At 42.6% G+C, this 12,668-nt stretch carries 6 protein-coding genes, 1 tRNA gene and 1 pseudogene; 5 read left to right on the top strand and 3 right to left on the bottom strand.

Annotation, left to right across the window (positions count from 1 at the left end; genetic code table 11):
• Positions 1–32 precede the first annotated feature (32 nt).
• Positions 33–863, top strand: a complete 831-nt coding sequence (gene endA, locus HT669_RS03915; protein WP_001036782.1) for a DNA-entry nuclease EndA — start codon at positions 33–35, stop codon at positions 861–863.
• A gap of 316 nt (positions 864–1,179) precedes the next feature.
• The gene (locus HT669_RS03910) at positions 1,180–2,511 is read left to right on the top strand and encodes a hemolysin family protein (protein ID WP_000390030.1); all 1,332 of its coding nucleotides are present in this window, start codon (positions 1,180–1,182) and stop codon (positions 2,509–2,511) included.
• A 186-nt stretch (positions 2,512–2,697) separates the two neighbouring features.
• Here HT669_RS03910 and HT669_RS03905 read toward each other — a convergent pair.
• Positions 2,698–2,768, bottom strand: a tRNA-Cys gene (locus HT669_RS03905).
• Positions 2,769–3,180: 412 nt separating this feature from the next.
• Here HT669_RS03905 and rpoB point away from each other — a divergent pair.
• The 3 genes from rpoB to ndk all read left to right on the top strand — a co-directional run bounded on the left by rpoB (position 3,181) and on the right by ndk (position 11,024).
• Entirely contained in the window at positions 3,181–6,792 is a 3,612-nt protein-coding gene (rpoB, locus tag HT669_RS03900; RefSeq protein WP_172933629.1) for a DNA-directed RNA polymerase subunit beta, read from the top strand.
• A gap of 32 nt (positions 6,793–6,824) precedes the next feature.
• Positions 6,825–10,502 carry a DNA-directed RNA polymerase subunit beta' gene (gene rpoC / locus HT669_RS03895; protein ID WP_050208229.1) on the top strand — a complete coding sequence of 1,226 codons (3,678 nt, stop codon included), beginning with the start codon at positions 6,825–6,827 and terminating at the stop codon, positions 10,500–10,502.
• Positions 10,503–10,610: 108 nt separating this feature from the next.
• Positions 10,611–11,024: a nucleoside-diphosphate kinase gene (gene ndk / locus HT669_RS03890; RefSeq protein WP_000438299.1), complete on the top strand. Its 414-nt coding sequence runs from the start codon at positions 10,611–10,613 to the stop codon at positions 11,022–11,024.
• 247 nt (positions 11,025–11,271) lie between these two features.
• Here the strand turns inward: ndk and cbpJ are convergent, their stop codons facing one another.
• Entirely contained in the window at positions 11,272–12,195 is a 924-nt protein-coding gene (gene cbpJ / locus HT669_RS03885; protein WP_000771145.1) for a choline-binding protein CbpJ, read from the bottom strand.
• Between the two features lie 18 nt (positions 12,196–12,213).
• Positions 12,214–12,668, bottom strand: a pseudogene (locus HT669_RS03880) (N-acetylmuramoyl-L-alanine amidase family protein); the annotation flags it as partial.

The following is a 12,668-nucleotide window of genomic DNA, read 5'->3' as shown; positions in this document are numbered from 1 at the left end:
GAACCAGCCTTTTTCTAAAGATAAGGAGAAATATGAACAAAAAAACAAGACAGACACTAATCGGACTGCTAGTGTTATTGCTTTTGTCTACAGGGAGCTATTATATCAAGCAGATGCAGTCGGCACCTAATAGTCCTAAAACCAAGCTTAGTCAGAAAAAACAAGCGTCTGAAGCTCCTAGTCAAGCATTGGCAGAGAGTGTCTTAACAGACGCAGTCAAAAACCAAGTAAAAGGGAGTCTGGAGTGGAACGGATCAGGTGCTTTTATCGTCAATGGTAATAAAACAAACCTAAATGCCAAGGTTTCAAGTAAGCCCTACGCTGATAATAAAACAAAGACGGTGGGCAAGGAGACCGTACCAACCGTGGCTAATGCCCTCTTGTCTAAGGCTACTCGTCAGTACAAGAATCGTGAAGAAACTGGGAATGGTTCGACTTCATGGACTCCTCCAGGCTGGCATCAGGTCAAGAATCTAAAGGGCTCTTATACCCATGCAGTCGATAGAGGTCATCTGTTAGGCTATGCCTTAATCGGTGGTTTGGATGGTTTTGATGCCTCGACAAGCAATCCTAAAAACATTGCTGTTCAGACAGCCTGGGCAAATCAGGCGCAGGCCGAGGATTCGACTGGTCAAAACTACTATGAAAGTAAGGTGCGTAAAGCCTTGGACCAAAACAAGCGTGTCCGTTACCGTGTAACCCTTTACTACGCTTCAAACGAGGATTTAGTTCCTTCAGCTTCACAGATTGAAGCCAAGTCTTCAGATGGAGAATTGGAATTTAATGTTCTAGTTCCCAATGTTCAAAAGGGGCTTCAACTGGATTACCGAACTGGAGAAGTAACTGTAACTCATACTCAATGAAAATCAAAAAGCAAACTAGGAAGCTAGCCGCANNAGGTTGCAGATAAAGCTGACGTGGTTTGAAGAGATTTTCGAAGAGTATCAGTAAAAGATAAGATAAACTCCTATATCACTTATGGATGTAGGAGTTCTTTTTTCTAGTTTAAGTAGGGCTAGAGTAGGTACTAAGAAAAAATGGTAACTTCTAAAACTAACTTCCAGTTTTGGGAGAGAGATGGAAGTTACTTTGAGAAGTTACGCTAAGAAAAAAATAATATGTATTGGATTAAATTTTGTGATATAATAAAGGATAAGATACTATTTTAGGAGAAGAACTATGGAAGACCCAAGTAGTCAGAATTTGTTGCTACAATTTGTTTTATTGTTTATCTTGACGGTATTAAATGCCTTTTTCTCAGCCACAGAAATGGCCATGGTTTCTCTTAATCGTGCCCGAGTTGAACAAAAGGCGGAAGAAGGAGACAGACGCTACATCCGCCTGCTGAAGGTACTAGAAAATCCTAACCACTTTTTATCAACCATTCAGGTAGGAATCACCCTGATTACAATCTTATCAGGGGCGAGTTTAGCTGATACTCTAGGACGTGTGATTGCCTCTTGGCTTGGGAATAGCGAAACAGCACAAGCCGTGGCAACTTTTCTATCCTTGGCATTTTTGACCTATATTTCCATCGTTTTTGGGGAATTATATCCTAAGAGAATCGCTCTTAATCTAAAGGATGCCTTGGCCATTCGTACAGCGCCGGTTATCATTGGGATCGGAAAACTAGTCAGTCCTTTTGTTTGGCTTTTAGCTGCTTCGACCAATTTCTTGAGCCATTTGACTCCTATGTCATTCGATGATGCGGATGAAAAGATGACCCGTGATGAAATTGCCTATATGCTGACAAATAGTGAAGAAACGTTGGATGCTGATGAGATTGAGATGCTACAAGGTGTCTTTTCGCTCGATGAACTGATGGCACGAGAGGTTATGGTTCCTCGGACAGATGCTTTTATGGTGGATATTCAGGATGATAGTCAAAGCATTATCCAAAGTATTTTAAAACAAAACTTTTCCCGTATACCAGTTTACGATGGGGATAAGGACAATGTAATTGGAATCATTCACACCAAGAGTCTCCTTAAGGCTGGTTTTGTGGATGGTTTTGATAATATTGTTTGGAAGAAAATCTTACAAGATCCACTTTTTGTACCTGAAACTATTTTTGTGGATGACTTGCTAAAAGAATTGCGCAATACCCAAAGACAAATGGCAATCTTGCTGGATGAATACGGTGGTATGGCTGGTTTGGTGACTTTGGAAGACCTCTTAGAGGAAATTGTTGGTGAAATTGATGATGAAACGGACAAAGCAGCAATAGATGTTCATCAGATTGGCGAGGATACCTACATTGTTCAAGGAACGATGACCCTCAATGATTTCAATAATTACTTTGATGTTGAACTGGAAAGTGATGACGTTGATACCATTGCTGGTTACTATTTGACAGGAGTGGGGACCATTCCGACGACTGAGAAACTTAGCTATGAATTGGTCAGCCAAAACAAACAACTTATCTTAACCAATGATAAAGTGAAAAATGGACGTGTTACCAAGGTAAAAGTCCAAATTACCGAAGTTGAAATAGAAGAAGAAACAGAGTAAACTAGAGGCTTTTGTCACCAGGTGTGACGAAGCTTTTTTCAGTTGATTTCATGAGGGAATTATGTCATGGAAAGAACTTTGCCCCAAAAGTTTTTCAAAATTATCCGTATTTATCAGAAGAAAAATAAAAAAGCCCTTCAAATTGGGCTTTCTGTTCATTTGAAACCTGATAAATCAAGTTATAGAAGGCGGTAGACGGATTTGAACCGACGATCAAGCTTTTGCAGAGCCGTGCCTTACCACTTGGCTATACCGCCTTAACGTTTCTTATTATACCTTGAAAATGATTTTCAGTCAATAGCTTTTTCAGTTTTTTGTACCATAGTGTGATTCGAATGTGATGCCAAGTTTTCTATGGGAAAAAATTACCAAAAAACTACTGAATCCCCTTGAAAAATCTAGCTAAATAGGGTATAATATGAGTAATCATTTGTCGTAGGTTTTGTCTGAAATATTGTCCAGACAGGACTCACAGCAGTTAAATCTTCTGAAAAGTCAGATTTAGCTGCTCTTTTTGTGCTTTTTTTCAGGATTTCGAGTATTTGTAACAAAGACTTAAAGATTCTGAAAATTTATCAAAGGGACACGGTGATAGGGGTTTTATAACCATATGACGATTAGAAAGCCTGATTGACAAGGCTTGGAACTTATTTACAAAGGAGAATCATCTTGGCAGGACATGACGTTCAATACGGGAAACATCGTACCCGTCGTAGTTTTTCAAGAATTAAAGAAGTTCTTGACTTACCAAATTTGATTGAAATTCAAACTGATTCATTCAAAGCTTTCCTAGATCACGGTCTTAAGGAAGTATTTGAAGATGTATTGCCAATTTCAAACTTCACAGACACAATGGAGTTGGAATTTGTTGGATATGAAATCAAGGAACCAAAATACACGCTAGAAGAAGCTCGTATCCACGATGCTAGCTACTCAGCACCAATTTTTGTAACATTCCGCTTGATCAATAAAGAAACAGGCGAAATCAAGACCCAAGAAGTTTTCTTTGGTGATTTCCCAATCATGACAGAAATGGGTACTTTCATCATCAATGGTGGTGAACGTATCATCGTATCTCAGTTGGTTCGCTCGCCAGGTGTTTACTTTAATGACAAAGTAGATAAGAACGGTAAAGTGGGTTACGGTTCAACGGTTATCCCTAACCGTGGAGCTTGGTTGGAACTTGAAAGCGACTCAAAAGATATCGCCTACACTCGTATCGATCGTACTCGTAAGATTCCATTTACAACCTTGGTTCGTGCGCTTGGTTTCTCAGGTGATGATGAAATTTTTGATATCTTTGGTGATAGTGAATTGGTTCGCAACACTGTTGAAAAAGATATCCATAAGAACCCAATGGACTCTCGTACAGACGAAGCTTTGAAAGAAATTTACGAACGCCTTCGTCCAGGTGAGCCTAAGACAGCTGAAAGCTCACGTAGCTTGCTTGTGGCTCGTTTCTTTGACCCACGTCGCTATGACTTGGCAGCCGTTGGTCGTTACAAGATTAACAAAAAACTCAATGTCAAAACACGCTTGCTCAACCAAACTATTGCTGAGCCATTGGTAGACCCTGAAACAGGCGAAATCTTGGTAGAAGCTGGTACAATCATGACTCGTAGTGTGATTGAAAGCATTGAAAGCCATTTGGATGGTGATTTGAACAAGATTGTCTACATTCCAAATGATGCAGCCGTTGTGACTGAGCCTGTTGTTCTTCAAAAATTCAAGGTTGTTGCTCCAACTGATCCAGACCGTGTCGTAACAATCATTGGTAATGCCAATCCAGATGACAAGGTTCGTATCGTCACTCCTGCAGATATTCTTGCTGAGATGAGCTACTTCCTCAACTTGGCTGAAGGACTTGGCCGTGTAGATGATATCGACCACCTTGGAAACCGTCGTATCCGTGCGGTTGGTGAATTGCTTGCCAACCAAGTACGTCTTGGACTTTCTCGTATGGAACGTAATGTCCGTGAACGTATGTCTGTTCAGGACAATGAAGTCTTGACACCGCAACAAATTATCAACATCCGTCCTGTAACAGCTGCGGTGAAAGAATTCTTTGGTTCATCACAGTTGTCACAGTTCATGGACCAACACAACCCGCTTTCTGAGTTGTCTCACAAACGCCGTTTATCAGCCTTAGGGCCTGGTGGTTTGACACGTGACCGTGCTGGATATGAAGTTCGTGACGTGCATTACACTCACTATGGTCGTATGTGTCCAATCGAGACACCTGAAGGACCTAACATCGGTTTGATCAATAACTTGTCATCTTACGGACATTTGAACAAGTATGATTTTGTTCAAACACCATACCGTAAAGTTGACCGTGAAACAGGCGTTGTTACGAACGAAATCGTTTGGTTGACAGCCGATGAAGAAGATGAATTTACTGTAGCACAGGCTAATTCTCGTCTGAACGAAGATGGAACCTTTGCTGAGAAGATTGTCATGGGACGTCACCAAGGGGTCAACCAAGAGTATCCAGCGAATATTGTTGACTACATGGACGTTTCACCAAAACAGGTAGTTGCCGTTGCGACAGCATGTATTCCTTTCTTGGAAAACGATGACTCCAACCGTGCCCTCATGGGAGCCAACATGCAACGTCAGGCTGTGCCATTGATCAATCCTCAAGCACCTTACGTTGGTACTGGTATGGAATACCAAGCAGCCCACGATTCAGGAGCTGCTGTGATTGCTCAGTATGATGGTAAAGTTACGTACGCAGATGCTGACAAGGTAGAAGTTCGTCGTGAAGATGGTTCATTGGACGTTTACCACATCCAAAAATTCCGTCGTTCAAACTCAGGTACTGCCTACAACCAACGCACTCTCGTAAAAGTTGGCGATGTCGTTGAAAAAGGCGATTTCATCGCTGACGGACCTTCTATGGAAAATGGAGAAATGGCGCTTGGACAAAACCCAATCGTTGCCTACATGACTTGGGAAGGTTACAACTTCGAGGATGCCGTTATCATGAGCGAACGCTTGGTCAAAGACGATGTCTACACATCTGTTCACCTTGAAGAATACGAATCAGAAACACGCGATACAAAGCTTGGGCCTGAAGAAATTACTCGTGAAATTCCAAACGTTGGTGAAGATGCCCTTAAAGACCTTGACGAAATGGGTATTATCCGTATCGGTGCTGAGGTTAAAGAAGGTGATATCCTTGTAGGTAAAGTAACACCTAAGGGTGAGAAGGACCTTTCAGCTGAAGAACGTCTCTTGCACGCTATCTTCGGAGATAAATCTCGTGAAGTGCGTGATACTTCTCTTCGTGTACCACACGGTGCCGATGGTGTCGTTCGTGATGTTAAGATCTTTACACGTGCAAATGGAGATGAGTTGCAATCAGGTGTCAATATGCTGGTTCGCGTCTACATCGCTCAAAAACGTAAGATCAAGGTCGGAGATAAGATGGCCGGACGTCACGGAAATAAAGGGGTTGTCTCTCGTATCGTTCCTGTAGAAGACATGCCTTACCTTCCAGATGGAACTCCAGTCGACATCATGTTGAACCCACTTGGGGTGCCATCACGTATGAATATCGGTCAGGTTATGGAGCTTCACCTTGGTATGGCGGCTCGTACTCTTGGTATCCACATTGCAACACCAGTCTTTGACGGAGCAAGTTCTGAAGATCTTTGGTCAACCGTTAAAGAAGCAGGTATGGATAGTGATGCCAAAACGATTCTTTACGATGGACGTACTGGAGAACCGTTTGATAACCGTGTTTCTGTTGGAGTCATGTACATGATCAAACTCCACCACATGGTTGATGATAAATTGCACGCGCGTTCAGTCGGACCTTACTCAACTGTTACCCAACAACCACTTGGAGGTAAAGCCCAGTTTGGTGGACAACGTTTCGGTGAGATGGAGGTTTGGGCTCTTGAAGCCTACGGTGCGTCAAATGTCCTTCAAGAAATCTTGACTTACAAGTCTGACGATATCAACGGACGTTTGAAAGCTTATGAAGCTATTACAAAAGGAAAACCAATTCCAAAACCAGGTGTTCCAGAATCCTTCCGAGTTCTTGTCAAAGAATTGCAATCTCTTGGTCTTGACATGCGTGTCCTAGACGAAGATGACCAAGAAGTGGAACTTCGCGACTTGGATGAAGGAATGGACGAAGATGTCATCCACGTAGATGACCTTGAAAAAGCCCGCGAAAAAGCAGCACAAGAGGCTAAAGCAGCCTTTGAAGCTGAAGAAGCTGAGAAAGCAACAAAAGCGGAAGCAACAGAAGAAACTGCTGAACAAGAATAGGCAGTTCACTTAGAATAGAAAGGGAAGAAATAGTGGTTGATGTAAATCGTTTTAAAAGTATGCAAATCACCCTAGCTTCTCCAAGTAAAGTCCGTTCATGGTCTTATGGAGAAGTCAAAAAACCTGAAACAATCAATTACCGTACCTTGAAACCAGAACGTGAAGGTCTCTTTGATGAAGTTATCTTTGGTCCTACAAAAGACTGGGAATGTGCTTGTGGTAAATATAAACGCATTCGTTACAGAGGGATTGTTTGTGACCGCTGTGGGGTTGAAGTAACGCGTACGAAAGTTCGTCGTGAGCGTATGGGACATATCGAATTGAAAGCTCCTGTATCTCACATCTGGTACTTCAAGGGGATTCCAAGCCGTATGGGCTTGACCCTTGATATGAGCCCTCGTGCCCTTGAGGAAGTGATCTACTTTGCGGCTTATGTGGTGATTGACCCTAAGGATACACCACTTGAGCACAAGTCTATCATGACAGAGCGCGAATACCGTGAGCGTTTGCGTGAGTATGGTTATGGATCATTCGTTGCCAAGATGGGTGCCGAAGCTATCCAAGACCTCTTGAAACAAGTAGATCTTGAAAAAGAAATTGCTGAACTCAAAGAAGAGTTGAAAACAGCGACTGGACAAAAACGTGTCAAAGCCATCCGTCGTTTGGATGTTTTGGATGCCTTTTACAAGTCTGGAAACAAACCTGAATGGATGATTCTCAACATCCTTCCAGTTATTCCACCAGATCTTCGTCCAATGTTGCAGTTGGATGGTGGCCGTTTTGCCTCATCTGACTTGAATGACCTTTACCGCCGTGTTATCAACCGTAACAACCGTTTGGCTCGTTTGCTTGAGTTGAATGCACCAGGTATCATCGTTCAAAATGAGAAGCGTATGCTTCAAGAAGCAGTTGACGCTTTGATTGACAATGGTCGTCGTGGTCGTCCGATCACAGGACCAGGTAGCCGTCCACTGAAATCTTTGAGCCACATGCTTAAAGGTAAACAAGGACGCTTCCGTCAAAACTTGCTCGGTAAACGTGTTGACTTCTCAGGACGTTCCGTTATCGCCGTTGGTCCAACTCTTAAGATGTACCAATGTGGTGTGCCACGTGAAATGGCGATCGAGCTCTTTAAACCATTCGTCATGCGTGAAATCGTCGCTCGTGATATCGTGCAAAACGTCAAAGCTGCTAAACGCTTGGTCGAACGCGGAGATGAGCGTATCTGGGATATTCTTGAAGAAGTGATTAAAGAACACCCAGTGCTTTTGAACCGCGCACCGACCCTTCACCGTTTGGGTATCCAAGCCTTCGAGCCAGTCTTGATTGATGGTAAGGCCCTTCGCTTGCACCCGCTTGTCTGTGAAGCCTACAATGCCGACTTTGACGGGGACCAAATGGCCATCCACGTACCGCTTTCAGAAGAAGCCCAAGCAGAAGCTCGTATCCTCATGCTAGCTGCTGAGCACATCTTGAACCCGAAAGATGGGAAACCGGTAGTTACTCCATCTCAGGACATGGTTTTGGGTAACTACTACTTGACCATGGAAGAAGCTGGTCGCGAAGGTGAAGGAATGGTCTTCAAAGACCGTGACGAAGCGGTTATGGCTCACCGCAATGGTTATGTTCACCTCCACTCACGTGTTGGTATCGCAACAGACAGCCTCAACAAGCCTTGGACAGAAGAGCAAAGACATAAGGTCTTGCTTACAACAGTTGGTAAAATTCTCTTCAACGATATCATGCCAGAGGGGCTACCATACTTGCAAGAACCAAACAATGCCAACTTGACAGAAGGCGTTCCAGCTAAATACTTCTTGCCACTTGGTGGAGATATCAAGGAAGCAATCAGTAAACTTGAACTTAACCCTCCATTCAAGAAGAAAAATCTTGGAAATATCATCGCTGAAATCTTCAAACGTTTCCGTACGACAGAAACTTCTGCCCTACTTGACCGTATGAAGAACCTCGGTTACCACCACTCAACTCTTGCAGGATTGACAGTGGGTATTGCCGATATCCCAGTCGTTGATGACAAGGCTGAAATCATTGAAGAATCACACAAACGTGTAGAACAAATCACCAAACAATTCCGTCGTGGTATGATTACAGACGACGAGCGTTACAATGCTGTTACAGCTGAATGGCGTGCTGCTCGTGAAAAATTGGAGAAACGTTTGATTGCCAACCAAGATCCTAAGAACCCAATCGTTATGATGATGGACTCTGGAGCCCGTGGTAACATCTCAAACTTCTCACAGCTTGCCGGTATGCGTGGTCTGATGGCTGCTCCGAACGGACGTATCATGGAATTGCCAATCCTTTCAAACTTCCGCGAAGGTTTGTCAGTACTCGAAATGTTCTTCTCAACTCACGGTGCCCGTAAAGGTATGACCGATACGGCCCTTAAGACAGCCGACTCAGGTTACTTGACTCGTCGTTTGGTTGACGTTGCCCAAGACGTTATCATCCGTGAGGACGACTGTGGAACAGACCGTGGTCTCTTGATCCGTTCTATCGCAGAAGGAAAAGAGATGATCGAGTCTCTCGAAGAGCGTCTCAATGGTCGTTACACTAAGAAAACTGTTAAACATCCAGAAACTGGTGCAGTTATTATCGGTCCAAATGAGTTGATTACAGAAGACAAGGCGCGTGAAATTGTCAATGCTGGTGTGGAAGAAGTGACTATCCGCTCTGTATTTACATGTAACACTCGTCACGGTGTCTGCCGTCACTGTTATGGTATCAACTTGGCGACTGGTGATGCGGTTGAAGTTGGTGAAGCAGTTGGAACAATCGCTGCCCAATCTATCGGGGAACCTGGTACACAGCTTACAATGCGTACCTTCCACACGGGTGGGGTTGCCTCAAATACCGATATCACTCAGGGTCTTCCTCGTGTCCAAGAAATCTTTGAAGCCCGCAATCCTAAAGGGGAAGCGGTTATCACAGAGGTTAAAGGACAAGTTACAGCTATCGAAGAAGATGCTTCAACTCGTACCAAGAAAGTCTTTGTTAAGGGCGAAACTGGTGAAGGCGAATATGTTGTTCCATTTACCGCTCGTATGCGTGTTGAAGTTGGGAACCAAGTAGCGCGTGGTGCTGCTCTGACAGAAGGTTCTATCCAACCAAAACGTCTCCTTGCAGTTCGTGATGTCTTGTCAGTTGAAACTTACCTTCTCGGTGAAGTACAAAAAGTTTACCGTAGCCAAGGGGTAGAAATCGGTGACAAACACATCGAGGTAATGGTTCGTCAAATGATTCGTAAAGTCCGTGTCATGGATCCAGGTGACACAGATCTTCTCATGGGTACCCTCATGGATATCAATGACTTTACAGATGCCAACAAAGATGTCCTTATCGCAGGTGGTGTTCCAGCGACAGGTCGCCCAGTCCTCATGGGAATTACCAAAGCCTCACTTGAAACCAACAGTTTCTTGTCAGCGGCTTCCTTCCAGGAAACAACTCGTGTCCTTACTGACGCGGCTATCCGTGGTAAGAAAGACCATCTCCTTGGACTTAAAGAAAATGTTATCATCGGTAAGATCATCCCAGCAGGTACTGGTATGGCTCGCTACCGTAACCTTGAACCACATGCTATCAACGAAGAAGAATACCTTAATCCTCCAGTAGAGGAAGAAGGAAACGAAGAAACAACAGAAGTAGTTGTGGATACTGCCGTTGAAACTGTGGAAGAAACAGTAGAATAAAAGAGAATGAGAGAGCCTTCGGGCTCTCTTTCGCTTTTCTGAAAACTTTCTCCATTTTTCCATGGAATGTGGTAAAATAAAAGAAAGAAGCTGACAAAGGAGACAGGTATGGAACAAACATTTTTTATCATTAAACCAGATGGTGTAAAAAGAGGACTAGTGGGTGAAGTGTTGAAACGTATCGAACAACGTGGATTTACAATTGAAAAATTGGAGTTGCGTACACAGCTTTCAGAAGAGTTAATTGACCAGCACTATCAGGACTTGGTTGGTCAAAGTTTTTACCCACCGATTCGTGAATTTATGACTTCAGGACCGGTTCTTGTAGGTATCATTTCTGATCCCGAAGTAATCGAAACTTGGCGGACCATGATGGGTGCAACTGATCCAGAAGAAGCTTTACCAGGAACTATTCGAGTTGATTTTGCAAAAGCTGCTGGAGAAAATGAGACTATCCAAAATGTTGTACATGGTTCAGATTCAGAAGAGTCAGCTAAGCGAGAAATTGCTCTTTGGTTTTAAGAGTTGATTGGCTCAATCAATCGGTTAAAAGCTCATTTGAATAGAAAGTATAGTCACATAAAAAAGAAAGGACTAACTTCGTCCTTTCTCATTCTTAGTTTTTCTTCAACCTACTACAGTAGATAAACATACTGAATAGCTACTGTCTTGACTCATTTAATTCTTAAAAATTGATAGAGTTGACAAATGGTAGAAAAAAGCTCTTTTTAATAAGTTAAGTATCAACTACAGTTACGATTAGCATTCGTTACTTAACCCACTCACCATTATAGTTTACGTAGTAACCATCTACTGTGGTATTAACAGCTAGAGCACCTGAACCATAGGCATAATACCATTTACCATTGATTTGGAACCAGCCTGTTTTCATATCTCCATTACTTGCATTTAGATAGTACCATATTGAACCATCTTTCACCCAACCTGTGGACATTGCACCTGATGAACGAAGATAGTACCAGTTATTACCAACATAAGCCCAACCTGTTGCCATTGCACCTGATGAACGGAGGTAGTACCACTTATTGCCAATTTGCTTCCAACCAGTTTGCATGATACCAGTTTCTGAATCTAGATAGTACCAAGCTGAACCATCATTTATCCAACCTACACGTCTTTCACCACCAAGATTCTTATTCCCAGAATTTCCTGTTTTTGCTAGGTAATACCAGTTAGATTGATCATAAAGCCAACCTGTCTTTAAATAATGATCTTGATCAAAGTAGTAGTATGCTAATTTAAGAACTTCGGGACCTTCCCAGCCTTCACCATGTTTTTTCCCAACGGTTAAGGAATATTTTAGCTCTAATTCTTGCCAACCAACAAACTCTTGTAGCACTCCATTTTCGTCAAAGTAGTACCACTCTGACTTTGGAAAACCTTCTAATCTGATACCATTTGGGTAAGGATCAATTGTACTACCTTTAGATGGAAACGGGATATATTGCCAGCCGACAACCATCTCTCCAGATAGAGAATCAAAATAATAGTACTTACCATCAATCACTCGCCAGTAGGTTTCTTTGAGGTTCCCCTTTTTGTAATAGGTTCTACCGTTTTCTTGGACAAACTGCCATCCTTCAGAATCATCTGCAAATACTGTACTGGTCCCTAGCAAACCAAAGAAAATTACTGTTAGTCCAGCTTGCATAGTTTTTTTCAAAAGTTTCATTTATATATACCTCCAATATTAAATCCATTCACCAGATGAAGCGAAATTATAAACTTTACCATCAATAGTTTGGCTACCTGTAACCATTGCTCCACTTGAATTGAGATAATACCAATTTCCTCCCACTTTTATCCAACCGGTTTTCATGTCTCCATTTTTATTATCTAAGTAATACCATCTGCCTCGTATATATTTCCAACCTGTTGCCATTGAACCAGAGTTTTCCAGATAATACCATTTCCCATTTACTTTTTGCCAATCTGTGAGCATCTTACCGGAGGCGTCTAGATAGTACCAAGTGTCATTTATCTTTTGCCAACCTGTTTGTTTCGTACTGTTCTTATAATAGTACCAAGTACCACCAATCAATTTCCAACCATCAATAGAATGCCCTCGAATAACAGAGTAGATGAAAGATAGAGCCTTCTCATTTAACTTGACAGCATAATTCATTTGTTCTGCCTCACTCCCAT

The sequence above is a fragment of the Streptococcus sp. 2100 genome (assembly GCF_013276335.1).
Lineage (GTDB): Bacteria > Bacillota > Bacilli > Lactobacillales > Streptococcaceae > Streptococcus > Streptococcus pseudopneumoniae.
Note: the sequence above shows the minus strand (reverse complement) of the source record. Positions and strands in the feature narration are given on the sequence as shown.